Genomic DNA, 25385 nt, shown 5'->3' on the forward strand with positions numbered 1-25385 from the left:
AAACATGAGCGAGCTGCTCGTCAAACCGTCAAAGCATGCCGAAGACGGTCAGATCATCCATATCACGCCGGCGAGCGCCGGCTGGAAATACGTCGGCTTTGATGTTTTCGACCTGAAGGTCGGCGCCACGCTCACGCAGGAGACGGGCGATCGCGAAGTCGTGATCGTGCTCGTCAAGGGGCACGCAATAGCCGGTTGCGAAGGACTCGCGAGCCGCGCGATCGGCGCACGGATGTCGCCGTTCGATGGCGCGCCGTGGTCCATGTATGTGCCGCCGCATACGCGCTACACGATCGTGGCCACGGACGACGTCGAACTCGGCATCTGCTCCGCGCCCGCGAAGGGCGGCCTGCCGCCGCGCTTCATTGCACCCGACGAGGTCAAGCAGGAAACTCGCGGCGCCGGTGCCAATCTGCGTCACGTGCGCCACATCCTGCCGGAAACCGAGCCGGCGGAGAGCTTGCTGGTGGTGGAATCGGTGACGCCCGCGGGCAATTGGTCGAGCTACCCGCCGCATCGGCACGATACCGACGATGGCGAGCAGCAGACCTACCTCGAGGAAACCTATTACCACCGCGTCTCGCCGCCGCAGGGCTTCGCGATCCAGCGCGTCTATACCGACGACCGCAGTCTCGACGAAACGCTCGCGGCGTACGACAAGCATGTCGTGCTGGTGCCGCGCGGCTATCACCCGGTTGCCGCCGCGCACGGCTACGACCTCTACTACCTGAATGTGATGGCCGGTCCGCGCCGAACCTGGCACGTATACAACGAGCCGGCTCATGAATGGCTACTACAACCCGGCGCAAGCGTCGCGACGGACGGCGCGCGCTGAGTTCCGTTGCTGCAGGTCAATCGCTGTCGGCATCGGGGCCTTGAGTGTCGAATCCGGCGGCCTCGCGCAGCGCTTGCAGCATCGCCCTCGCGCCCGGCGAAAGCCGTTCGCCGCGCCGTGTGACGATGCCCGCCGGTCCGAGCTTCAGATCGAGTTCGAACGGTAGTGGTTCGAGTGCACCGGCAATGCAATACGGCCGCACTGGCTCGCGCGCAAGCGGCGCGATCATATCGCTCATCTGCAGCAGACTCGTGATGACAGGCAGCGACGAGCTCTCGACCACATCCGTCGGCAACGCGAGCTGCCGTTCGAGAAAAAGTTGCGTGATCTGATTGCGCATGACGTTGCCTTTCGGCGGCAAGATCCACGTTTGCGGCGCCAGTTCGTTCCAGCTCAGCGTCTTGCGCTTGACGAGCGGATGGCCAGCGCGTGCGAACAGCGCGTGCTGTGCTTCTGCGAGCGGGGCATAGTGCAGTTCCGCGAGATCGTCGGGATTGCGGATTCGCGCGACGATCATATCCAGCTTGCCTTCCTGCAGACGCTGCACCAGCACCTCGCTGAACTCCATCTCGATGTTGATGCGAATCTGCGGAAAGCGCTTCTTGAGCAGCGCCACCGCCTGCGGCACGAGGTTGGTGGCCGCCGTGACCTCGGTGCCGATCATCGCCTGCCCGGTCAGGCCGGCTTTGAGCGCGGACACTTCGTCGTACGCGTGTTGCAACTCCGCCAGCACGCTGCGTGCATGGCGGATCAGCACCTCGCCGTACCAGGTGGGCTCGACACCGCGCGGATGCCGTTCGAACAATTGCACACCCATCGTGTCTTCCAGTTCCCGCAGCAACTTGGTCGCCCCGGGCTGCGTCATGTGCGCGGCGTCCGCCGCGCGCAACACCGAGCGATGGATGTCGAGCTGAACGATCAGGGCCAATTGGCGTGTCTTCAGACGCGTGGGGTCGAAGCGGCCCGCCGCGATGGCTGCCGTGCTGTTGTCCGGATGAATGGTCGCGGTCACAATGTCGCCTCCATGTATTCCTAATCGATATAGATTTTGAGTTATTTTTCATTATAAAAGAATATCGATCGATTCTACTATGCGGAAGACGTCCTGCATTCCAAGGCGGGGCGGATTCCCATCATGGGCATCGAGACCGGCTGCATCCAGCATCCGCGCATGCAGCCGCACAGGAGACGAAGAAAGCAATGAACATCCGTACCGCAGACATCCCGCCGGAAGGCATCACCACCGACGAGTTCCTCGGCCGCGTCGCCAAGGTCCGCAGCGCACTCGACAAGGCGGGCCTGGTTGGCCTGCTCGCCTTCGGCGATTGCTGGCGTGGCGCGAACATCGGCTACTTTACGGAGTTCCGTCCGCTCGACGGCGTATCGGACATCGCCAACGCGATCCTGCTGCTGCCCGTGGACGGCGACCCGGTTCTCTTCGTGTCGGATCAATGCTTCGACTACGCGACGAGCGTGACCGCTTTCGAGGTGCGCAGCCTGCGAGAGGTCACGCAACAGGTGCAGGCATTTTCAGCGCGGCACCGCAGCGGCACGGTCGGCCTTGCCGGCGCCGCCTATATCCCCGCGGACCTGTTGCAGCGCCTGAGCGCCGGTCTCGGCGAACTGAAACTCGAACCGACCATGGTGCTGGCCGAAATCAAGGCGATCAAAAGCGACGCCGAAGTAGCCCTGATGCGCAAAGCCGCCGCCTTGACCGATTCGGCGATGGCCGCGATTCGCGACGCGCTCGCCGACCGCCGTCCCTATACCGAGCGTGAACTCGCTCTTATCGCTGACCGCGCGATGCTCGCGGGAGGCGCAGACCGGACCGCGTTCGATTCGATGGTGCAATCCGGTCCGCGCTCGGCGTATAACCTGGCTCGCCCCACCGACCGTATCCTGCAATCGGGCGACCTGATCATGACCGACATCGGCGCGCGTTATCGTGGGTACGTGGCCGATGGCGGACGCGGTTTCACCTACGGTCCGGCGAGTCCCGAGAAGATGGCGATCGTCGCGGCAGCGGCGCGCGCGGTCGAAGCGGGGCTTGCCGCCGCGCGTCCCGGCATGGCGGCGATGGAACTGAACGCGGTGATCCAGCAGGCGCTGGTGAAATCGAACTACGAGCAATACTCGAGCGAAGCGCGCGGCCATGGTACCGGTCACGGCACCGGCATGGACCCGGAAGAAGAAGCGCCGTGGATCGGGCCGGGCAACAAGACCGTGCTGCAGGAAAACATGGTCTTTACCCTGAAGGCGACGATCACAGTGCCGAACGTCGGCGGCTTGCGCACGGAACGTATCGTGCGGTTGACCTCGGGCGGCGTCGAAACGCTCGACCAGTTCCCGATGGAACTGCACTGGTGAACACAGTAAATTTATCGTAACTTGCCGGCGGCCCCGCGCCGCCGACGCGCAGTAGTTCAAAACATAGATTCCCAGAGAAGGGAGGAGACATGAATACATCGCCCGTTTCATCCGGCAACGCGCAGGTTATCAGCCGTGCGGCCGTCAACCGTGTGCTGGTCGCTTCGGTGGTCGGGACTGCCATCGAGTGGTACGACTTTTTTCTCTATGCCACCGCTTCGGCGCTGGTCTTCGCGAAGCTGTTCTTCCCCTCGTTCGATCCGGTGGTCGGCACCATCGCGGCGTTCGGCAGTTTTGCGGTCGGCTATCTCGCACGGCCTTTCGGCGCCGTGTTTTTCGGGCACTTTGGCGACCGCATCGGACGTAAGGCGACGCTCGTCGCGACACTGACAATCATGGGCGTCGGCACCTTCGTGATCGGCCTGCTGCCGACTTACGCTTCGATCGGCGTCTGGGCGCCGATCCTGCTGGTGGCGATGCGCTTCCTGCAAGGGCTCGGCGTCGGCGGCGAATGGGGCGGCGCGGTGCTGATGGTGGTCGAAACGGCGCCGGCCAGGAAGCGTGGTTACTTCGGCGCGTTCCCGCAATTGGGCGTGCCGCTCGGGCTGATGCTCTCGACCGCGGTGTTCAAAGCCGTGTCGAGTATGCCGTCAGACGCGTTCTATTCATGGGGATGGCGCCTGCCGTTCCTGCTGAGCGTCGCGCTGATCGCGATCGGCCTGTTCATCCGCCTGCGCGTCATGGAGTCGCCGGTATTCGAACAGATCAAGGCGAGCAAGCAGGTCGTGAAGGCGCCGCTGATCGAATTGCTGCGCCGGCATCCGAAAGACCTCGTGCTGACGATCGGCACGCGCTTCGCGGTCGACATTACCTTCAACGTGATCAACGTGTTCGTGCTGGTCTACGGAACGACGCGGCTCGGCTTATCGCGTGGGCTACTGCTGAACGCCATCATTGTGGGCTGCGCGTTTGCGCTGATCACGCTGCCGCTGTTCGGCAAACTGTCGGACGTGATCGGACGCCGGACTGTCTTCATGCTCGGCGCGGTGTTCGTCGCGATCTATGGATTCGCGTTCTTTCCATTGCTCGAGACACGCAATCCGACCTTGATTTTCGTGGCGTACGTCTGCGGTATCGCGTTGAGCCAGGCGTCGGTGTACGGCGTGCAATCGACGTGGTTTGCGGAACTGTTCGGTACGCGGGTGCGCTATACGGGTGCGTCGCTGCCGTATCAGATCGCCGGCATCATCACGTCAGGACCGACGCCATTGATCGCCACGTATCTGTTCGCCACGTATGGCCACACGCTGCCCATTTCGATCTATATCGCGGCGACGGGGTTGCTGAGCCTGGTGTGCGCGTTTTTCCTCGCCGAGACTTTCAGGCGGGATCTGTCCGCGGAGCCGGAAGATGAAGCGGCTGCAGCGCTGGGCGCGCGTGCGTCCGCTCACTCGCCGCATCCTCTGCCGCGCTGAGCGCAAATCGATCCGGCTGCAATGCCGTGTATGACCTGGCCGTTTGCGGTGCCGGCGCGGCAGCCGGCGCGCAGCGATCGTCGAGTCGCTAACGCGGGTTGAATGGACGCCTCGTTGGCCAGGTCAATCGCGGATCGGATACAGGGGGCGGCGGTTAGGGACAGCGGCACGGCCGGTCCGGTGGCGTGCACAGTCTGCGCCTGCGGCGCAGCGCTAAACAGAATGTTATGCGCGGTCGGTGAGCGTTGGAATTCGGCCAGCGCTTGACACTGTTAGAGTAACTCGGTATTGTCTGACAACCTGATCAAAACGAGATCCTGTTGATGCTTGAGCTTGAACGTCCCGATTCGCTTGTGCAGCGTGTGGTAAGCGCACTTCGCGCGGAAATTGATGCTGGTCATTTTCCTGCCGAGTCGCGCCTGCCAACGGAGCAGCAACTGTCGGAACGGCTCAACGTGAGCCGCTCAGTCGTGCGCGAGGCAATCGCGCAGCTGAAGTCGGACGGCGTACTGGTTGCCCGGCGCGGCGCAGGGTCGTTCATTTCGCAAACGCCATCGGGCACGGTTTTCCGGCTGCCGAGCGGCGGCAAGCAGAAGCTGGATCTTGCGCAATTGTTCGAAATGCGTCTGTGGATCGAAACGCAGGCGGCGATGACCGCGGCGCGCCGACGTAACCCGGAAGATCTGAAGCGTATGAGCGATGCGATCCGCGAGATGGAAAAGAAACGCCTTGATTTCGACGCGGCTTCCGCGGCCGATGTCGCGTTTCACCGGGCCATCGCCGCAGCCACCAAGAACGAGTATTTCGTCGCGTTCCACGATTTCCTGCGCGGCCAACTGGTGGCGGTGCGTCGCGCGCAGTGGGCCAACACGGCGAGCCATGCGGGCGACTACGCGCGCCAGGAGCACGGCGAGCTGTACGAGGCTATCGAGCGCGGCGACCATCGGGGCGCCGCCGAATCGGCTGAGCGGCATCTGCGCGCAGCAGCCAAACGCCAGAAAATCGAGTTACCCCCTAGCGATTGACGGTAGCGGGGCAGGCAGCGTGGCCCTTCGCGGCCCTGCGCTCAAGCCCGTGAGGCGATGTTCTTTTTTTGGCTAATTAGTCTGACAACCTGATAAGCGGATGAGAAAGCGTTTAGCAAGCTGAATCCGCAAAGTAGAAGCGAAGAAGAAAAACATGACTTATGACTTTTGCATCATCGGTGGCGGCATTGTGGGTCTCGCGACGGCGATGGAGTTGCTGCAGCGGGAGCCCACGGCTTCGCTGCTGCTGCTCGAGAAGGAGACCGCGCTCGCGAAGCATCAGACGGGGCACAACAGCGGCGTGATTCACGCGGGCATCTACTACCAGCCGGGCAGCCTGAAGGCGGAGTTGTGCAAGCGCGGCGCCGAGGCAACCAAGCAGTTCTGCACGGAGCATGCCATTCCGTTCGAGGTGTGCGGCAAGCTGCTGGTCGCGTCCAATCCGCTCGAACTGTCGCGCATGGAAGCGCTGTACGCGCGCTCGCAACAGAACGGTTTGCGCGTCGAGCGGCTCGACGCCGCCGAGTTGCAGCGCCGTGAGCCGAATATCGTTGGTCTGGGTGGCCTGTTCCTCGATGCGACCGGGATCGTCGATTACCGTCAGGTATGCGAAGCGATGGCGCGCGTCATCAAGAAAGCAGGCGGCGAAATTCGCCTCGGCACGCAGGTCACGTCGATTGCCGAATTGGGCAATTACGTCACCGTCGGCGCCTCGGAGGAACAGCAATGGCAGGCGAAGAAGCTGGTGGTCTGCGGCGGTCTGCAATCGGACCGGCTAGCCAGGCTCGCGGGCGTGAAAATCGATCACCAGATCGTGCCGTTTCGCGGCGAGTACTACCGCTTGCCGGCCTCGAAGAACGACGTGGTGCGTCATTTGATCTATCCGATTCCCGACCCGGATCTGCCGTTTCTCGGCGTGCATCTGACTCGGATGATCGACGGTAGCGTGACAGTCGGACCGAATGCGGTGCTCGGTTTCGGCCGCGAAAACTATCCGAAGCTTTCCGTGAATCTGCGCGACGTCGCCGAATATGCCGCTTTCCCCGGTTTCTGGAAGACCATCTGGCACAACCTGGGCTCCGGCATGGGCGAGATGAAGAACTCGCTGTTCAAGCGCGGTTATCTCGAGCAGTGCCGCAAATACTGCCCGTCGCTGACGGTCGACGATCTGCTGCCTTATGAAGCCGGCATTCGCGCGCAAGCCGTGATGCGCGACGGCACGCTGGTGCACGACTTCCTGTTCGCCGACACGCCGCGCATGGTGCACGTGTGCAACGCGCCTTCGCCGGCCGCGACTTCCGCGATGCCGATCGGCTCGATGATCGCCGATCGCATTCTGAAGGCCGCGTAACCGACTGGCACACCCATCGCGCGCTCATTGAGCGACACCGTTTCCGCCGACGAGGCATCGCCTCGTTGGATTTTCTGTTGCGTCCGCCGTGCATCGGCAAAGCGCAATCCATCTCTGCATTGAAAAAAATGACTGGAGACCTCGCAGTGCATAAGTCCCTCGCAACCTCTTCGAAACCTCTCGCCGCACACGTGGCATTCGCATTCGCCGCGATTGCCGGCGCGGCAGCGTCGACATCGGTTCACGCGCAAAGCAGCGTGACGCTGTACGGCATTATTGACGAGGGCGTCAACTACACGAGCAACGTACAAACGAGCCGGGGCCAGGGCCACAACCTGTACAGCCTCTCGAGCGGCATTCTGAGCGGCAGCCGTTGGGGCCTGCGCGGCAGTGAGGATCTGGGCGGCGGCATGAAGGCGATCTTCCTGCTCGAAAGCGGCTTCGACGTGAACAACGGCAAGATGGGCCAGGGTTCGCTGCTGTTCGGCCGCCAGGCGTATGTGGGGGTTTCGAGCCCGTACGGCACGGTCACGCTCGGCCGTCAGTATGATCCGGTGGTCGACTACATCCATCCGCTGATGCCGAGCGCAATGTTCTCGGGCAGCGTCGGCGCGCATCCGGGCGACCTCGACAACCTCAACAACACCAATCGCGTGAACAACGCGGTCAAGTACCGCACGGCCAGCTATGGAGGCTTGACCGCGGAAGGCATGTATAGCTTCGGCGGCGTGCCGGGCAGCATGGCCGGCAACCAGATCTACTCGCTCGGCGCCGGTTACGCTCGCGGACCGCTCACGGTCGGCGTCGGCTACCTGAATGCGCGCAATCCGAATGCCTCTTTCTTCGGCACGGCAGTCGGCGCGACGGCGGCCACCAACAACTTCGGCAGCTCGCCGGTGATCAACGGCTATGCCTCGGCGCAAAGCGAAGAGATCATCAGCGCCGGCGCCACATACGTGATCGGCGCTGCGACTCTGGGCGGGATTTACTCGAACACGAAATTCAAGAATCTGAGCGGCGCGGTGTCGGCGCTCAATCCGGCTGGCGTGGGCGGCACCGCGAGCTTCAACAGCGCGGAAGTCAACTTCCAGTATCAACTGACGCCGGCGCTCTCATTCGGCGCGGCCTACAACTACACCGACGGCGGCGGCGCGAATCACGCGAAGTACCAACAGGGCTCGCTGAGTGCCGACTACATCGTCTCCAAACGCACCGACTTCTATCTGATCGGCGTTTTGCAGCACGCGTCGGGCACCGATTCGACCGGGCATGCAGCGCGCGCCTCGCTCAATGGCCTGACGCCCGCGTCGGGTAACCAGCAGGCGACGGTGCGTTTCGCGATCCGCCACAAGTTCTGACGCCCGGCCGGCCACCACTTCACCGAAACCAGGAGCAAATCTGTGACCTCAGCGACCGCAGTGACTATCCCGAGCCCACTCACTGACGAGAACCGCGCCCGCTTGCGCAACGTCAGCACGGCGACCCTGACCACTGCGCTTTTCAAGCGCGGCCTTCATAACGTTTGCGTGCAAGGCGTGCTGCCGGTCAACCCGGCGGCCGCGCGCATGGTTGGCGAAGCGTACACGCTGCGCTACATTCCGGCCCGCGAAGATCTCGATCACATCGGCGTGTTCTCGGAGCGCAGCCATCCGCAACGCCGCGGCGTCGAGGAGATTCCGCCTGGTCACGTGATGGTGGTCGATTCGCGCAAGGACGCGCGTGCGGCATCGGCAGGCGGCATTCTGATTACGCGGATGATGATGCGCGGCGTGGCCGGCGTGGTCACCGACGGCGGCTTTCGCGATACGCCGGATCTGCAGAAGCTCGACTTTCCATGCTATCAGGCGCGGCCGTCGGCGCCGACCAACCTGATCCATCACCATGCGGTCGATCTGAACGTGCCGATCGCGTGCGGTGACGTGGCGGTGTATCCGGGCGACATCATCGTCGGCGATGCGGAAGCGGTTGTGGTGGTGCCGGCGCATCTGGCCAACGAGATCGCTGAAGAAGCGGCCGCGATGACGGTATTCGAAGACTGGGTCGACGCACAGGTGCGCGCTGGCCGCTCGACCTTCGGGCTGTACCCGCCGGACGAAGCGACGCGCGCCAACTTCGAAGCATGGAAAAAGAGCCCGTCTGCAAACGGGGCTGGCCTGTAAGCAGGGAAATGGGCATCTGCGCCGCGCAATGATGCAGTCGCGCGAGCGCCGGTGGCCGCTCTAACCAATGATTCCGAGTGGCGAGGCCGTACGAAGCCACCCGTATCAGCATTTACGACGGACCGCGCAAAAGGCGGTCCGGCATGGAGACGACAGTGACCGATCGAAGCAGTGAAGAACAACTTTTTACGCGCATAGCGTGGCGGCTCGTGCCGCTGCTGATTGCGATATTCCTGGTCGCGTACATTGACCGCGCCAATATCGGCTTCGCCAAACTGCAGATGCTGAGCAGCCTGAAGATGAGCGAGGCGTCGTACGGCTTTGCGTCGTCGCTGTTCTTCATCGGCTATCTGGTATGCGAGGTGCCGAGCAATCTGCTGATGCATCGCTTTGGCGCGCGCCGCTGGATCTCGCGGATCATGTTCACGTGGGGCGTCGCGACGCTCCTGCTCGCGTGGACGCCTTCGGCATCGGCGTTCCAGATCCTGCGCTTTCTGCTCGGCGCTGCGGAAGCCGGCCTTTATCCGGGGATTATTCTCTATCTCGGCATGTGGTTTCCTGAGCGGCAGCGCACCGGCATCATCGGCTTGCTGACGCTCGGCAGCAGTATGGGCAACATGCTCGGCTCGCTGATCGGTGGTTTCTCACTGGAACTGCATGGCTTAGCCGGCCTCGCCGGCTGGCAGTGGGTGTTCCTGACCACCGGCACGCCTGCCGTGCTGCTGACCTTCGTCACGCTGTACTGCCTGCCCGATGGCCCGCAGTCCGCCAACTTTCTGACGGCCCGCGAGAAAGACGTCGTCGAAAGCCGGCTGCGCGCGGATCCGCCCGCGGCACGCCTTGCCAGCGGCGGTGGCTGGTCATTGGCCGCGCTTGTTACGGTGGGGCTCTTTAGCGTTGGGTACGGAACCATCTCCATCGCGATCTACGGCATCGCGTACTGGCTGCCGACCCTGGTCAAAGGCTTCGGCGTGACGAGCAGCGTCAACGGCATGCTCAACATGATTCCGTGGTTCGTCACATCGCTGATGCTGCTGTGGTTGCCGCGCCGTCTGAAAACGCCGCGCCGCGTGCTGATCGCAGCGTTCTGCGCAGCACTGCTCGGCATTCTGTGCTTCGTCGCCAGCGTCGGGCCGTTCAGCAATGCGGTGCGTTTCGCGGCGCTCTCGCTCGGCGCACCGTGTCTGTATCTGATGATCCCGTGTTTCTGGGCATTGCCGCCACGCTTGCTGCCGGCCTCGTTCATGAAGGGTGCGGGCGACGCGGCGGCGCTCGCGGTCATCGCGGCGGGCTCGAGCGTTGGCGGTTTTCTTGCACAGAACATCATGCCGTGGGTCGGCAAGGTAACGGGCAGCACGTCCGCGCCGATGCTCGTGCCCGCCGTTAGCCTGCTGTTGCTCGGCACCGGCGCAGCGGTGGTCTGGTTGCGGCTTGGTCTCGCCGGCCGCGGCGGACCGGAGGCCATGTCCACCGCGCAATAACGTTTGACGCTTAACTCAACGCAACACGCCAGCCCATTTTTTTCGATTCAATTCTTTCGTTTAGCAGGTCAGTCATGGCAGACACTATGCCCCGCGTCGGGGCCGCAATCGCACGGCAGCAAATCGAGGTCATCCTTGAAGCTTGGGGCATGTCGCCCAGGCAGGTCGCGGCTTCGGCCGACATCCTGATCGATTCCGATCTGAAGGGCATCGACTCGCACGGCATCTCGATGCTGATGTTCTACGACCAGTTGTATCGCGCCGGTCAGATCGACATGAAGGCGAGCCCGCGTATCGTGCGCGAGACCGCGACCACCGCGCTGATCGACGGCAATGCGGCGATGGGGCATCCGACCTCGCGCATGGCGATGGAGCTGGCCATCGAGAAAGCGCTGGCGTGCGATATGGGCGCGGTCTCCGTGTTCAACTCGCAGCATTTCGGCGCGGCGGGCTACTACGCGGAAATGGCGGCTGAACGCGGACTGATCGCGATGGTGTCGTGCTCGACCCGGCTTGCAACGGTGGTGCCCACTTTCGGGGCCGAGCCGATGCTCGGCACCAATCCGTTCGCCTTTGCCACGCCGGCGGGCCGGCATCCGCCGGTAATTCTCGACGTGTCGACCAGCGTGGTCGCGTCGAACAAGGTCAAGGTGTACGCGTTGCAGGGCAAGCCGTTGCCGCCGGGCTGGGCGCTCGACGCGAACGGCAACCCGCTGACCGACTCGGCCGAAGCCTACCGGCTGCTGTTCGAGCGCCTCGGTGGCGGCCTCGCGCCGTTGGGCGGCGACGGCAAGACACTCGGCGGTCACAAGGGCTACGGCCTCGGTCTGTTCGCTCAGATTCTCGGCAGCACGCTGGGGGGCGGTTCGTTCTCGCCCGTGCGCAACCGCACGCAAAAGAGCGATGAGCCGGACAACATCGGCCATTTCTTCCTTGCGATGAATCCGGCGGCGTTCCGTCCTATCGAGGAATACCACGCCGATCTCGACGCGGTAATCGACGCGCTGCGCGAAAGCCAGCCCGCCGACCCGTCGCAGCCTGTATTGATCCCTGGGGACCCTGAGCGTCTCACGCGCGTTGCGCGCAGCGCGGAGGGCATTCCGATGCCCGATTCGTTGCGCGAGAAGATCCGCGAAGTCGCACAGTCCGCGGGCGCGCCTTTCCTGCTGACTGTTTGAGTTTGAGGTCGAGGCGCGGGCTGAGTCTCGCGACCCTGACCACAGCGGCGCGCGTAGCGCGAAGACCTGCGAGCGCTGCTTACCACGCCAATTACAACGAGCACAAAACCAAGTGACAGCAACCATTCTCGGCCACAACTACATCGGCGGCCAGCGCAGCGCGCGTGGCGATATCTCGTTGCACAGTCTCTCGGCATCGACCAGCGAAGCTTATCCGGTGGCGTTTTCCCAGGCGACCGACGCTGAAATCGACGCAGCCGCGGAGGCTGCGGCGGCAGCATTCCCGCGTTATCGGGCGCTGCCCGCGAGCGCTCGTGCGGATTTCCTCGACGCAATTGCGGCGGAGATCGACGCATTCGGTGACGATTTCATTGCCGACGTGATGCGCGAAACCGCGTTGTCGAATGCGCGTATCGTCGGTGAACGGGCGCGCACCAGCAACCAGATGCGGCTCTTCTCCAAGGTTTTGCGCCGGGGTGATTTCTACGGCGCGCGCATCGATCAGGCATTGCCTGAGCGGCGACCACTGCCGCGTCCCGATCTGCGGCAATACCGGATCGGCGTCGGTCCGGTTGCGGTGTTCGGCGCGAGCAATTTTCCGTTGGCGTTCTCCGTTGCTGGCGGCGATACTGCGTCCGCGCTGGCTGCCGGCTGCCCGGTCGTGGTCAAGGCGCACTCCGGCCATCTGGTGACGTCGGAGCGTATGGCGGACGCAATCGAGCGCGCGGTGCGACGCACCGGCATGCCGGTAGGGACCTTCAACATGATCTATGGCGAGCGCGTCGGCGCGCGCCTTGTGCAGGCGCCTGGCATTCAGGCGGTTGGCTTTACCGGTTCGCTGCGCGGCGGCCGGGCGCTATGCGATCTTGCGGCGGCGCGTGAACAACCGATTCCGGTGTTCGCGGAGATGTCGAGTGTGAATCCGGTGTTTGTGCTGGACGGTGCCCTGCAGGAGCGCGGCGCGGCGCTTGCCAATGAACTGGCGGCCTCGGTCGCGACGGGTTGCGGCCAACTGTGCACAAGTCCGGGCCTTGTGCTCGGTGTGCGTTCGCCGCAATTCAGCGCATTTATCGACAGCCTCGGCAAGGCGATCGAGCGGCAGGCGCCGCAGACCATGCTGAATCCGGGCATCTTCGCCAACTTCCGCGCGGGCCTCGAACGTGCGTCGAATCACGCAGGCATTACCTTGCACGCGTCCGCGCAAGGTGAAACTCAGCAAGGCGCCGCACATCTGTTCGTCGCCGACGCCGCGTTGCTGTTCGATCCGAGCCGGCCGCTCGAAGAAGAAATCTTCGGACCGGCCACGATCGTGGTCGGACTCGGCAGCGCGGAAGATTTGCTGCGTTTCGCGTCGGCGATGCGCGGTCAGTTGACGGCCACGCTATTCGCATCGCCCGGCGATCTGCAGTCGCACCGCAAGCTGATCGAACGGCTCGAGGAAAAGGCCGGCCGTCTGCTGGTAAACGGTTATCCGACCGGCGTCGAGGTGTCAGACGCGATCGTTCACGGCGGCCCGTGGCCCGCGACCTCCGATGCGCGCGGCACCTCGGTCGGCACGCTCGCGATCGACCGTTTCCTGCGGCCGGTGTGCTACCAGAACTATCCGGACGAGTTGTTGCCCGACGCACTGAAGAATGCCAATCCGCTCAATCTGATGCGGCTCGTCAATGGAGAGATGACCCAGCGTTCTCTTGATTGTGCCGCCGGTCGCTAAGGACGTTCGCGTGATGTCAAAACTGTCGATACGCGCGCGTCTGGGCGCCGCGATACTTTTTCTGTCCGTGCTGCTGACGGCAATCGGCGCACTCGGCGTAACGGGTATGGCGCGCAGCAACGACGCCAACCGCGAGACCTATACGAACCAGCTCGCCAGCACGCGGCTGATCGGCGACGCGGAACTCGCGATCAGCCGCGAGCGCACGACCGTCGACCGGATCGCTTTCGATCCGGCCGCCCCGACGGTCGAGAAAGACATTGCCACTTACCGCATGCTCAAAGGGCAGGGTATGGAGGCGTGGACGAAGTATCTGGCCTTGCCTGCCACATCGGATGAAAACCGTCTTGCCGCCGCGGTCAATGCCAGGCGTAGCCACGTGCAGAACCAACTCGATGCTTTTGCGGATTCGGTCAAGGGCATGGATGATGCGGCCGTCAAGGTCGCGTTGAAGAAAATCGCGCTGGCCAATACGGACTATGTCACGGTGAGTGCTGATCTCAAGCAGTTTCAACGCGATCGGGCAAAGGCACAGTACGATGACTCGGAGGCAAGTTTCCGGCGCTTTCGCGCAATAACGATCGCCTCCGTCGTATTTGGGCTGCTCGGCGGTGTCTTCACCTTCGTGTCGCTGCGCCGCGCGATCGGCCGTCCGCTCGGTGAGGCGCTGGAACACTTCAACCGGATCGCGACGGGCGATCTGTCGCAACGGATCGAAGCGCGTTCGCACGATGAAATGGGCATGCTGCTGCACGGTCTTTCGCAAATGCGCGACGGCCTCGTAAGCACCGTCACAACGGTGCGTCACGCAAGCGATGCCATCGCCACGGCCGCCCAGCAGATCGCGTCAGGCAATCTCCATCTGTCCGCACGCACGGAACAGCAGGCTGCGTCGTTACAGGAAACCGCGGCCAGCATGGAAGAGCTGACCGGCACGGTCCGGCAAAACGCCGAGAATGCACGTCAGGCGCTGGCTCTTGCTGCCAATGCGGCGGACATGGCCAATCATGGCAACTCCGTGGTGGGCGAGGTGGTGACGACGATGAAAGAAATCGACCAGAGCTCGGGACGTATCCGCGACATCATCGCGATTATCGATGCCATCGCGTTCCAGACCAATATTCTGGCGCTCAATGCAGCGGTCGAAGCTGCGCGCGCCGGAGAACAAGGACGCGGCTTCGCGGTGGTGGCCGCCGAGGTGCGCATGCTGGCGCAGCTCTCGTCGGCTGCGGCGAAAGAGATCAAGGAGCTGATCGAGACGTCGAGCGAAAAAGTACAGGCGGGCGGCACGCTGGTAACCGAGGCAGGCGGCCGCATGCAGGCGATCCTCACCGGGGTGCGGCGCGTGGCGGACATTATGGACGAGATATCGGCTGCTTCGACGGAGCAAAGCACGGGTATCGAGCAGGTCGCCGACGCCGTCGCGGAAATGGATTCGGTTACGCAGAACAACGCCGCGCTGGTCGAAGAGGCTGCAGCAGCGGCGCAGTCGCTCGACGAACAGGCGCGAATGTTGAAAGAGATGGTGGCGGTGTTCAGGATTTAGGCCCGGGCTAGACTCACAGCCACCGCGGAATTGCGCAGTATCGAAGTGACATACGAGTGCCCGATTCGGCCGGATCCCCTGGTGTTTCTGCATAGCATCGCGGGGCATCGGATGGGGACATTTAATGCCATGAAGTCATTAAATTAATGACATCCATGCTCTCGTGAAATCAATAAAAAGCACCGAGAATGTTGCTCAGCGCGGCATGGGCCGCATTCAGGGAGCAGCGAGCATGTATGCAATCACTGGTGTGACAGGGCAAGTAGGCGGCGCGGCAGCACGCGCTTTATTGGACGCGGGGCATGCCGTGCGCGCCGTGTTACGCGACAAAAACAAGGCGGCGGAGTGGACGGAGCGGGGCGCCGAAGTGGCAATCGCGTCCTTCGAAGAGTCGGACGCGCTCGCTGCGGCGTTCAGCGGCACGGCGGGCGTCTTCGTCATGGTGGCGCCGAACTTCGCACCGCAGCCGGGCTATCCGAATGCGCACGCAGCGGCGGCGGCGCTGAAAGCGGCACTGATGAAGGCGAGGCCGGAGCGCGTCGTGGCGCTCTCGTCGATTGGCGGCCAGCGCGAGTCGGGTCTCGGTCTCATCACGCAGGTGCATATTCTCGAAGAAGCGCTCGCGGATCTGCCCATCCCGACAGCGATCTTGCGGCCCGCGTGGTTCATGGAGAACTCGCTGTGGGACATCGCGCCCGCGCGCGAAACGGGCGTGATGCCGAGCTTTCTGCAACCGCTCGAGCGTGCCTATCCGATGATCGCCACTGCGGATATCGGCCGCGTGATCGCTGAGACACTTGCTCAGTCGTGGCAGGGACGCCGCGTAATCGAGATCGAAGGGCCCCAGCGTTATACGCAAACCGAAATCGCCGCGATGTTAGGCGACGTGCTTGGCCGGTCGGTGAAAGCCCAGGCGGTGCCGCGCGATCAGTGGGAGGCGCTGTTCCAGTCGCAAGGCACGTCCTCGCCCGCGCCGCGCATCGAGATGATCGACGGTTTCAATTCGGGCTGGATCGATTTCGAAGACGGTGTGAACGAGAGAGTGGTCGGCGGGACGTCTTATCAGACGGTGTTCGCGGAGTTGGTCGAGCGCGCCTGAATCAGGCGAGCGTTCAATCGAGGGAGGCGGCGCAGGGCGAGGATAGGAACAACAGATAAGCTCGCCATGTCGCCGCCGTTGAGGCACGAATCAAAAAATCGACTGCCCCGTATAAGTCGTCAACCACTCCAGCGCCAGCACCCCTGCCAGCGAATTGCCGTTGCTGTCGAGTCCCGGCGACCACACGCACACGGCCATTTCGCCCGGCAGCACCGCCACGATCCCACCGCCCACGCCGCTTTTCGCCGGCAAGCCGACCCGGTAGACGAAATCGCCCGCCGCGTCATAGGTGCCGCAGGTCAGCATCAGTGCCGAGAGCCGTTTGGCGGAACTCGTATCGAGAATCCGCTCGCCAGTGGCGGGCACAACACCATGATTGGTCAGAAACAGCGCCGCCTTCGCCAGCTCGATGCAGCTCATCGAGATCGCGCACTGCCGGCAATAAGCGTCGACTACTACTTCCGGCGGCATTTCCATGTTGCCGAAGCTCGCCATGAAATGCGCCATCGCACGATTGCGGTGGGCGTGCTGCAACTCCGAGAGCGCGACGCGCGAATCGTAGTTGATGCTGGTTTCGCCCGTCAGCCGCCGCATGAATTCGACCAGCGCCGTTTCGGCCTGCACGAAACGGCGGCACAGCACGTCGGTGACGACCAGTGCGCCTGCGTTGATGAACGGATTGCGCGGCTTGCCGTGTTCGGCTTCAAGCTGGACCAATGAATTGAAGGCGTTGCCGGACGGCTCGCGCCCCACGCGTTGCCAGAGTTCGTCGCCAAGCAGCCGGAACGCCATCGTGCAGGCGAATAGCTTCGAAATACTCTGAATGGAAAAGCGCGTGTCGGCGGCGCCAGTGCGGAACACGTCGCCCGAGGCCGTGATGATCGCCATGCCGAAACTCCCGGCCGGGACGTTCGCGAGTTCGGGAATGTAATCGGCGACCTTGCCGCTGCCCAGATAAGGTTGAAGATCGCGATGAATCTGTTCGAGGATGGATGCGTAGTTCATTGGGCTCGGACCGCTGAAGCGGCAATTCTACTGGCAACCTGGCGCCCATTGTTCGCGCGGCGAGACGCTGACGGGCTGGAGCGGCGTTTCGCAACTGCTATGCTAATCTTGCTGTATTTCTCATCGCAACCGGGCAAAACGGACAACTATGGCGGAAGCCTTCGATCCGGACGGCGTCGAGCGTCCGGTATTCGTAGTCGACGAGCGCTACGACGCGCTGGACGAGCTATGGCGCGCCTATCGTCGCGTGTGCTTGATCCACGTGGGCGCCGGCGTGCTGACCGTGCGCACCGAAACCGGCCGATGGGTCGTGCCGCCCGGTCATGGACTCTGGCTGATGGCGAACACGCCGCATTGCCTGTCCGCTGCCGAGCCTGTGCGGCTCTATACGCTGTATGCGGCGCCGGACGCCGCGCCGCTCCCCGCGCAAAACGTTGCGCTGGCGCTCGACCGCCTGGCGGAAGCTTTGCTGGATGCCGCGGCCGATCTGCCGCTCGACCCACCGCTCGACGAACCCGCTGAGCGTCTTCTACAAGTCATGCTGGACCGCTTGTCCGGATTACCCACGGCGCCTCTCGCGCTGCAATGGCCACGCGATCCACGCATTCAGCGGATTGCCCAGGCGCTGAACATCAACGTGGCGGAGCCGGCGGTGCTCGACAATCTGGCGGCGAGCGCCGGCGTGACCTCGCGCACGGCGGCACGCCTCTTCGTCAAGGAGACCGGGCAGACCTTCGGCCAGTGGCGGCAGCAATTGCGGCTGCTGGTTGCGCTGGAGCGGCTGGGCGCCGGGGCGAGCGTCACGCAGGTGGCGCTCGAGGTCGGCTACAACGACGTCTCTTCATTTATCGCGGTGTTCCGCGATACCTTCGGCGACACGCCCGCACGCTATTTCCGCTGACCCCGCGCCCTTTGCGTCTGCGTCGACTGAATCGCTGTGACCCGTCGTCATCGCATGGAATCGCCACGACTGAAAACACCGCTATCAGTGCGCGCCCGCTGCATCCGGTCCGCCGCCGCCCTTGGCCGGCTTTGTAATCCAGATCAGCGGAATGATCAGAATGAAAATGATCGCCGACACAAAGAAAATGTCGTTCAGGCCCATCATCGCGGCCTGGGTGTTCACGGTGAAATCGAACAGCGCATGCGCCGATTGCGGATTCAGATGCAGCAGTGACTGGGTCGAATCGATCTGCTGGTTAAACAATGGGTTGTTGACGCTGGCCTGCTCGGTGAGCCGTTCATGGTGCAGCACCGTGCGGTTGTTCCACTCGTTGCCGGCGATCGAGGTGCCCACGGCGCCGCAAAACACCCGCGCGAAGTTCGACAGGCCCGCGGCGGCAGGAATTTTGTTCGGCGGCTGGCCGGACAAAATGATCGCAGTCAGCGGCACGAAGAAAAGCGCCATCGGAATGCCTTGCAGCAGCGTGGGGAGCACGAGATGCCAGGTATCGATTTCGATCACGTACTTCGAACGCATATAAAACACGATCGCAAAGCCGATAAACGCGAGGGTCGCAATGATGCGTGCGTCCGAGCGTGGCAGCACGCGGCCCATCACCGGCGCAAGCAGCACCGCGAAGATGCCGAGCGGCGCGGTAACCAGACCGGCATCGACCGAGCGGTAGTTCAGATACTCCTGCATCCATTGCGGCAGCAGCACCAGATTGCCGAAGAACACGCCGTACGCTACTGAAATCGCAATCGTGCCGCCGAGAAAGTTGCGCTGCTGGAAGAGCCGCAAATCGACGATCGGATTCTCTTCGGTCAACTCCCACACGAGGAAGAAAGCGAAACTGATCACGGCGGTAATACCGAGAATCACGATCACCGGCGACGAGAACCAGTCGAGGTCCTTGCCCTTGTCGAGCATGATCTGCAGCGACGCGACCCACGTAATCAGCAGACCGAGCCCGATGACGTCGATGGGCGGCTTGCGGGTTGCCGATTCGCGGGTGCGATAGATCATCCACGTGACGCCGGCCGCGAAAATACCGACCGGGATGTTGATGTAGAAGATCCACGACCAGCTATAGCTATCCGTGATCCAGCCGCCGAGCGCCGGGCCCGCAATCGGGCCAACGGTGGCCGTCATTGCCCATAGCGCGAGCGCGGTCGAGGATTTCTCCCTGGGATATGAGCCGAGCAGAATCGCTTGCGAGAGTGGAATCAGCGGGCCGGCCACCGCGCCCTGGAAAATCCGCGCGACCAGCAGGATCGGCAGCGTGGGCGCAATGCCACAAAGCCACGACGCCAGCACGAACATGAGAATCGCGCCGACGAACAGCTTGACCTGGCCGATGCGTTGCGTGAGCCAGCCGGTCAGCGGAATCGAGACGGCGTTGGCGGCGGCGAACACCGTGATGACCCACGTGCCTTCATCGACCGAGACGCCGAGGTTGCCCGAAATGGTTGGAATCGCAACGTTCGCAATCGACGTGTCGAGCACGTTCATGAAAGTGGCGAGCGCGACGGCGATGGTCGCCAGAACCAGTTTGCCGCCTTGAAGCGGCGGCGGTGGTGCGGGCGGCGTGGCAGCGGGCGCGGAAGGGGGCTGGCTCAAACGGTTCTCCGGATTGCGGTGCGACGGATGTTCTATACAGGCGTTCTATTCACTCCACGGGCAGCGAATCGGACAACCCGGCGAATGCTCGCAAAAGCATACCTGTATTCGGGTTTTGGCGTCGCGACCCACGCAGGTCCGACCCACGCAGCGGCGACCGCGCAAACCCCTCCGGCAGCGTATGCTCCCGGCTGAGGCTGCATGGAGCCAGGCGTTGCGGCGTGCGTAGGCAAGACGGCAGCACGTCGACGGATGCCTGGCTACGCGTGCGGAAACCCGAACCGGGAATACAGCGAGCACAAAGAGGAGTTGAATATGGCGTGGGAGCAATTCGAACACGGCTGGCGGCGCGCGCCGGCGACAATGCCCGCCAAGGCATTGGTGGTGCTGATGCACGGCGTGGGCAGCAATGCGCGCGATCTGATGCCGCTCGCGGACATCTGGAGCGAGAGTCTGCCGGACGTGGCGTTCACTTCGCTCGACGGCACCGATGCTTTTGACGGCGGCTTCGGCGGACGCCAATGGTTCAGCCTGCGCGATGTCAACGAAGGCAACCGCGAGGCGCGTGTCGCCGCGGCCTATCCGGCTTTGCGCCGCATGCTCGAAGCGGAACTGACGTATTGGCAGGCACCTTTCGGCCGGCTTGCGCTGGTGGGTTTCTCACAAGGCTCGATCATGGCGCTGCATCACGTGGCGGCCAGCGCGGAAGGCGCTGCCGCCGTGGTCGCGTATTCGGGGCGGCTCGCCTCGGTGATCGTCGCGCAGAATGGCACACCGCTCACGCTCGTGCACGGCGAAGACGACGAAGTGATCCCGGTACAGGAACTGGAATACGCCGCGGATGCATTCAGCAACGCCGGCTACACGGTCGACGCCTACGCGTTGCCCGGGATCGGACACACGATCAACGCGGACGGCGTCGAGCTCGGCAAGCGGGCGTTGGAGCATGCGCTGGGCGCGTTGTCACGCGATTAACTGGCCTGAAATTGAAAAGTGGCCCTAAAGATTCTGTTTTGCTTGCCGTTAACTGCTCATTAGTATGAAAATCACCTCCGCCGCGCGGAACGCGCAACGCCCATCCGGGCGTACCACGCGGCACGGGGTGACCGGGGGCGCATTTTCCAGACTGCCCGGAATGGGCGGATAACGACATATCAGAGCCTTCCTATGGCCAGACCGACGCCGCATTACCCGCTTTTCGATCGACTGTTCCGTCATTCCGTGGCAGTTGACCTCGGTACGGCCAACACGCTCATCTATACCGACAACGGCGGCATCGTGCTGAACGAGCCGTCCGTCGTGGCGTTCCAGAAAGAGCCTGCCGCCGGGCACAAGCGCGTGGCGGCAGTGGGCGCCGAAGCGCGTCAGCTGCTCGGTCGCGCGCCGGGCAACGTCGAGGCCGTGCGGCCGGTGCGCCATGGCGTGATCGCCAATTTTTCCGCCGCTGAGCAGATGATCCGACAATTCGTCGACATGGCCCGCCCGCGGCCGCTGTTCAGCAGGCGCGCCGCATTCACCGTGTGCGTGCCGGAGGGCGCGACCCAGGTCGAGCGTCGCGCGATCAAGGAGGCCGCGGTGGCGGCCGGCGCGTGGAAGGTCAGTCTGATCGGCGAATCGCTGGCCTCGGCGGTCGGTGCGGGCTTGCCGGTGTCGGAGGCGATCGGCTCGATGGTGGTCGACATCGGCGGCGGCACGACCGAAGTCGGTGTGATCTCGCTAGGCGGTCTCGCGTATAGCGGCTCGATTCGCGTGGGCGGCGATAGTTTCGACATGGCGATCGTTAGTTATGTGCGCAACCTGTATGGCGTGTTGCTCGGCGAGCAAACCGCCGAACACGTGAAGAAGGGCATCGGTTCGGCTGTGCGCGACGTGCCGGTCGAGCATATGAACGCGACCGGGCGCAGCGTCGACGACGGCTTGCCGCGCACGGTTCAATTGAGCAACCACGATATCGCCGAGGCGATCGATGGTCCGCTGCGTCAGGTGATCGGCGCCGTGAAACGCGCGCTTGAAACGGCGCCTGCCGAACTGGTGACGGATATCGCGCACGGCGGTATTGTGCTGACCGGCGGCGGCGCGCTGCTCGGCAATCTGGGCCGGCGTCTGACCAACGAACTCGGACTCGACGTCCACGTCGCCGACGAACCGCTCACCTGTGCGGTGCGCGGCGCGGGCGCGGCGGTTGCCGCCGGCTTGCTCGATGACAGCGCGTACGAGTGATCCGGCACGGGACGTTTGCGGGGCAGGGACGCGGCCACGATTTCTTCCTCGAATCCATTTCCAGCCGGCGTCGCCGTATTCAGGCGTTGCCGCGCCGTCCGTGAACCACCTGTGAATCAATCTGTTTCCGCTTCGTCCTCGCCCGCATCCCCGTCTTTTATCGAACTGCATAGCGGCTTGCGGATGCCGTATGTGGAGGCGGGCGCTGGCGCGCTGCTGCTGTTCGTGCACGGCTCGCTGTGCGACTACCGTTATTGGCAACCGCAACTCGCGGGTCTGTCGACGCAGTACCGCTGCGTTGCGGTGAGTCTCACGCACTACTGGCCGGTGACGGATACCGAGCCCGACCAGCCGTTCAGCTGGAGCGAACATGCGGACGACGTGGCTGAGTTCATCGATCGTTTTGGCGCCGGGCCGGCGCATGTAGTAGGGCATTCGCGTGGCGGCTGCGTAGCGTTTCATTTCGGGCGACGCCATCCACAGTACGTGCGTACGCTGACGCTCGCCGATCCGGGTGGCCCCTTGCAGATCGCCGGGCGAGCGCCCGCGAGTTTGCCCGAGACCGTCAACGCCTTGCGCGCGAAAGCCGCTCAACTGATCGAAACAGGCGAAGTGGAAGCCGGCTTGCAACTCTTCGTCGATTCGGTAAGCCGGCCCGGTTTCTGGGCGATGAGCACGCCCGGTTTTCGCAGGATGGCGACCGACAACGCGCACACGCTTGCGCGTCAATTCCGCGACCCATTGCCCGCTTACGTACCGGAGCAGGCGGCTGAAGTGCGCTGCCCGGTGCTGCTGATCGACGGTGAAAAGAGTCCAGACATGTTCCGCCGCACTGCGACGGCGCTGCAAACATGGCTGCCGGATGCGCGCCGCGAAACGGTGCGCGGTGCCTCGCACGGGATGAACCTCGCGCATCCGGCGGCGTTCAATCGCTACGTCGACGAGTTCATTCGTTCAGTGGACGTTTGATAAACGCGTGACGTGACATTGAGTGCTTGATTCGCGCGCCAGGGTGCGCCACTGAATGGGCAACGGTCGTGCAAGAAGCCTGCAATGAATTGATGCTTCTTGCCTCAAGGCGATTCGTGCGAGCCGCGCTCAGCACCCGGAACTGAGCACGCAGTACTTGCACTTGCTCAACGGGTGAAGTTCAAGCTTTGCGATGGGCGTCTTTATCGAGCGCGCGTTCCGCGGCTTCGCCGACGAGGCCGTGGTAATACAGATGCACGCCAATCGCGAGCGAGTCGTTGCGAATTTCGTGGAAGGCTTTCCATGCCTTCACAGGATCTTTGAACAGCAGATAGTGCGCCTCCTGCGCGATCAGATCCGCGACTTCATGCAGGCCATGGCCGTGCAGCACGTTCACGAGCGCATCGAGACTGCGGTGGGTGCGCGCATCCGTACGCGGATAAAGCATATGCAGCACCGCCACGTCTTGCGTCTTTAGCGCCGCCGACAACGCCACGACGATGTCCTGATGATTCAGCGCGGTGACGATGTTGTCTTCGTTGTGGACGTGATCCGGAAACAGCGTTTCGAGAGAGGCATTCATCTGGTCCTTCCTGTTCTTCTAGCTGATGAAAAAAGCCCGCCGTTGGACGGCGGGCAAAAACAGCGATGTGTTCGCAGGGGAAGCAAAACACGGGGTCAGTATCGCAGAGCGGCCGTGCTTGTGCAGCCTGGCTGCCGCAAAACATTGTTGCAGTAAGCGTACCAGGCTTCATTTGGCTGACAATGCCATTGAGCGGACCGAACGCGTTCCCACGCGCGCACTGGTGCATGTTTCTACCTGTTTCGGGCGATTACACGCATCTTTCAGACAACGAATGTTGCGCGAGCCGAGATGGATTGTTGCGGTCAATCGGCGCAATCAAAGCCCTTACGGACCGTAGAATGCGAAGCGGAGCCTGAGCATGCCACGCGGCGATCCGACGATCGAGCATGCCGGCATGTGTGCGATGTGAAAGTAAAAGGAACGTGTAGATGAACTCGAAGACACACGCGACGCTGAGCTTTTCGGACAGCGACCAGACGATTGATTTGCCCGTTTATCAGGGCACGCTCGGGCCGGATGTCATCGACATTCGCAAGCTGTACGGCCAGACCGGCAAGTTCACCTACGACCCGGGATTCATGTCCACGGCGGCATGCAATTCTGAAATCACGTATATCGACGGTGACAAGGGCGAGCTGCTGTATCGCGGTTATCCGATCGACAATCTGGCGCAAAACGCTGACTTCCTCGAGACGTGTTATCTGTTGCTGAAGGGCGAATTGCCGAATGCGCAGCAGAAGGAAGAGTTCGTCCATACCGTGACGCAGCACACGATGGTGCACGAGCAGATGCACTTCTTTTTCCGCGGTTTCCGCCGTGATGCGCACCCGATGGCGATTCTGGTGGCGGCAGTCGGCGCGTTGTCGGCGTTTTATCACGACTCGCTTGACATCAGCAATCCGCAGCATCGCGACGTATCCGCGATTCGCATGATCGCGAAGCTGCCGACGCTGGTGGCGATGGCGTACAAGTACACCGTGGGGCAGCCGTTTGTTTATCCGAACAACGAGTTGTCGTATAGCGCGAATTTCATGCGGATGATGTTTGCCAATCCGGCGGAAGAGTATGAGGTCAATGACGTGCTGGTGCGCGCACTGGATCGTATTTTGATTCTGCATGCGGATCACGAGCAGAATGCGTCGACCTCGACGGTTCGGTTAGCCGGTTCGTCGGGTGCGAATCCGTTTGCCTGTATTGCGGCGGGCATTGCGTGCTTGTGGGGACCGGCGCATGGCGGCGCGAATGAAGCGGCGTTGAATATGCTGGAAGAGATTGGTTCGGTCGACAACATTCCCGAGTTCATTGCGAAGGTGAAGGACAAGGATTCGGGCGTGAAGCTGATGGGATTTGGCCACCGCGTGTACAAGAATTATGATCCGCGTGCGAAGCTGATGCGTGAGACCTGTCATGAAGTGCTGGAAGAGCTGGGGCTGCATGATGACCCGTTGTTCAAGCTAGCGATGGCGCTTGAGAAGATCGCGCTTGAGGATGACTACTTCGTTTCGCGGAAGCTTTATCCGAATGTGGATTTTTATTCGGGGATCGTGCAGCGGGCGTTGGGGATTCCTACAGCTATGTTTACCTGTATCTTCGCGATGGCGCGGACGGTGGGGTGGATTGCGCAGTGGAATGAGATGATTGCTGATCCGGAACAGAAGATCGGGCGGCCGCGGCAGTTGTTTGTCGGAGAGACTCAACGGCAGGCTCGGCCGCTTGCCAGGCGGTGATTTGCCGTTCGGCGTTTTTGGGTTGTCTGGCTGCGGCGTTGGGTTTTGTTTGAGCTCGTTGCCTGCGCGGGGCTTTGTCTGTGTA

At 62.8% G+C, this 25385-nt stretch carries 21 protein-coding genes; 17 read left to right on the forward strand and 4 right to left on the reverse strand.

Annotation, left to right across the window (positions count from 1 at the left end):
• The first annotated feature begins 4 nt into the window (after positions 1 to 4).
• Positions 5 to 835, forward strand: a complete 831-nt coding sequence (gene iolB, locus PQR53_RS06085; RefSeq protein ID WP_408451669.1) for a 5-deoxy-glucuronate isomerase — start codon at positions 5 to 7, stop codon at positions 833 to 835.
• A gap of 16 nt (positions 836 to 851) precedes the next feature.
• Here the strand turns inward: iolB and PQR53_RS06090 are convergent, their stop codons facing one another.
• A complete protein-coding gene (locus PQR53_RS06090; protein ID WP_408451670.1) occupies positions 852 to 1847 on the reverse strand; it encodes a LysR substrate-binding domain-containing protein in 996 nt (331 codons plus the stop codon).
• A 188-nt stretch (positions 1848 to 2035) separates the two neighbouring features.
• On the opposite strand from PQR53_RS06090, the gene PQR53_RS06095 reads away from it, so the two are divergent.
• The 11 genes from PQR53_RS06095 (at position 2036) to PQR53_RS06145 (ending at position 16230) form a co-directional block, all read left to right on the forward strand.
• Positions 2036 to 3202 (forward strand): M24 family metallopeptidase, encoded by a 1167-nt coding sequence (locus PQR53_RS06095; RefSeq protein ID WP_408451671.1) that lies wholly within the window; start codon positions 2036 to 2038, stop codon positions 3200 to 3202.
• Positions 3203 to 3291: 89 nt separating this feature from the next.
• Entirely contained in the window at positions 3292 to 4677 is a 1386-nt protein-coding gene (locus PQR53_RS06100) for an MFS transporter (protein WP_408451672.1), read from the forward strand.
• A 323-nt stretch (positions 4678 to 5000) separates the two neighbouring features.
• Complete coding sequence (locus PQR53_RS06105; RefSeq protein WP_408451673.1) at positions 5001 to 5702, forward strand: FadR/GntR family transcriptional regulator; 702 nt, start codon at positions 5001 to 5003, stop codon at positions 5700 to 5702.
• A 154-nt stretch (positions 5703 to 5856) separates the two neighbouring features.
• Positions 5857 to 7053, forward strand: coding sequence for an L-2-hydroxyglutarate dehydrogenase (gene lhgD, locus PQR53_RS06110; RefSeq protein WP_408451674.1), 1197 nt, complete (start codon positions 5857 to 5859; stop codon positions 7051 to 7053).
• Between the two features lie 146 nt (positions 7054 to 7199).
• Positions 7200 to 8411: a porin gene (locus PQR53_RS06115; protein ID WP_408451675.1), complete on the forward strand. Its 1212-nt coding sequence runs from the start codon at positions 7200 to 7202 to the stop codon at positions 8409 to 8411.
• 42 nt (positions 8412 to 8453) lie between these two features.
• Complete coding sequence (locus PQR53_RS06120; RefSeq protein ID WP_408451676.1) at positions 8454 to 9212, forward strand: ribonuclease activity regulator RraA; 759 nt, start codon at positions 8454 to 8456, stop codon at positions 9210 to 9212.
• 143 nt (positions 9213 to 9355) lie between these two features.
• On the forward strand, positions 9356 to 10693 hold the full coding sequence (locus PQR53_RS06125) for an MFS transporter (RefSeq protein WP_408451677.1): 1338 nt from the start codon (positions 9356 to 9358) through the stop codon (positions 10691 to 10693).
• Between the two features lie 74 nt (positions 10694 to 10767).
• A complete protein-coding gene (locus PQR53_RS06130; RefSeq protein WP_408451678.1) occupies positions 10768 to 11871 on the forward strand; it encodes an Ldh family oxidoreductase in 1104 nt (367 codons plus the stop codon).
• 112 nt (positions 11872 to 11983) lie between these two features.
• Positions 11984 to 13585 (forward strand): aldehyde dehydrogenase (NADP(+)), encoded by a 1602-nt coding sequence (locus tag PQR53_RS06135; RefSeq protein WP_408451679.1) that lies wholly within the window; start codon positions 11984 to 11986, stop codon positions 13583 to 13585.
• A 13-nt stretch (positions 13586 to 13598) separates the two neighbouring features.
• Entirely contained in the window at positions 13599 to 15131 is a 1533-nt protein-coding gene (locus PQR53_RS06140; RefSeq protein ID WP_408451680.1) for a methyl-accepting chemotaxis protein, read from the forward strand.
• A gap of 232 nt (positions 15132 to 15363) precedes the next feature.
• Positions 15364 to 16230 carry an NmrA family NAD(P)-binding protein gene (locus PQR53_RS06145; RefSeq protein ID WP_408451681.1) on the forward strand — a complete coding sequence of 289 codons (867 nt, stop codon included), beginning with the start codon at positions 15364 to 15366 and terminating at the stop codon, positions 16228 to 16230.
• Between the two features lie 90 nt (positions 16231 to 16320).
• Here the strand turns inward: PQR53_RS06145 and PQR53_RS06150 are convergent, their stop codons facing one another.
• Positions 16321 to 17235, reverse strand: coding sequence for a glutaminase (locus tag PQR53_RS06150; RefSeq protein ID WP_408451682.1), 915 nt, complete (start codon positions 17233 to 17235; stop codon positions 16321 to 16323).
• 148 nt (positions 17236 to 17383) lie between these two features.
• Here PQR53_RS06150 and PQR53_RS06155 point away from each other — a divergent pair, with 148 nt between their 5' ends.
• On the forward strand, positions 17384 to 18136 hold the full coding sequence (locus PQR53_RS06155; protein WP_408451683.1) for an AraC family transcriptional regulator: 753 nt from the start codon (positions 17384 to 17386) through the stop codon (positions 18134 to 18136).
• An 84-nt stretch (positions 18137 to 18220) separates the two neighbouring features.
• On the opposite strand, the gene PQR53_RS06160 is transcribed toward PQR53_RS06155, so the two are convergent.
• The gene (locus PQR53_RS06160; protein ID WP_408451684.1) at positions 18221 to 19798 is read right to left on the reverse strand and encodes a DHA2 family efflux MFS transporter permease subunit; all 1578 of its coding nucleotides are present in this window, start codon (positions 19796 to 19798) and stop codon (positions 18221 to 18223) included.
• Positions 19799 to 20113: 315 nt separating this feature from the next.
• Here PQR53_RS06160 and PQR53_RS06165 point away from each other — a divergent pair, with 315 nt between their 5' ends.
• From PQR53_RS06165 to PQR53_RS06175, 3 genes are all read left to right on the forward strand, one after another.
• The gene (locus PQR53_RS06165) at positions 20114 to 20773 is read left to right on the forward strand and encodes an alpha/beta hydrolase (protein ID WP_408451685.1); all 660 of its coding nucleotides are present in this window, start codon (positions 20114 to 20116) and stop codon (positions 20771 to 20773) included.
• 192 nt (positions 20774 to 20965) lie between these two features.
• Positions 20966 to 22018 carry a rod shape-determining protein gene (locus PQR53_RS06170; RefSeq protein WP_408451686.1) on the forward strand — a complete coding sequence of 351 codons (1053 nt, stop codon included), beginning with the start codon at positions 20966 to 20968 and terminating at the stop codon, positions 22016 to 22018.
• 183 nt (positions 22019 to 22201) lie between these two features.
• Complete coding sequence (locus PQR53_RS06175) at positions 22202 to 22987, forward strand: alpha/beta fold hydrolase (RefSeq protein WP_408451697.1); 786 nt, start codon at positions 22202 to 22204, stop codon at positions 22985 to 22987.
• Between the two features lie 181 nt (positions 22988 to 23168).
• Here the strand turns inward: PQR53_RS06175 and PQR53_RS06180 are convergent, their stop codons facing one another.
• The gene (locus tag PQR53_RS06180) at positions 23169 to 23570 is read right to left on the reverse strand and encodes a hypothetical protein (protein ID WP_408451687.1); all 402 of its coding nucleotides are present in this window, start codon (positions 23568 to 23570) and stop codon (positions 23169 to 23171) included.
• 431 nt (positions 23571 to 24001) lie between these two features.
• Here PQR53_RS06180 and gltA point away from each other — a divergent pair, with 431 nt between their 5' ends.
• A complete protein-coding gene (gltA, locus tag PQR53_RS06185; RefSeq protein WP_408451688.1) occupies positions 24002 to 25300 on the forward strand; it encodes a citrate synthase in 1299 nt (432 codons plus the stop codon).
• The last annotated feature ends 85 nt before the right edge of the window (positions 25301 to 25385 follow it).

Source organism: Paraburkholderia fungorum, from assembly GCF_046027605.1.
GTDB classification, from domain to species: Bacteria; Pseudomonadota; Gammaproteobacteria; order Burkholderiales; family Burkholderiaceae; genus Paraburkholderia; species Paraburkholderia fungorum_F.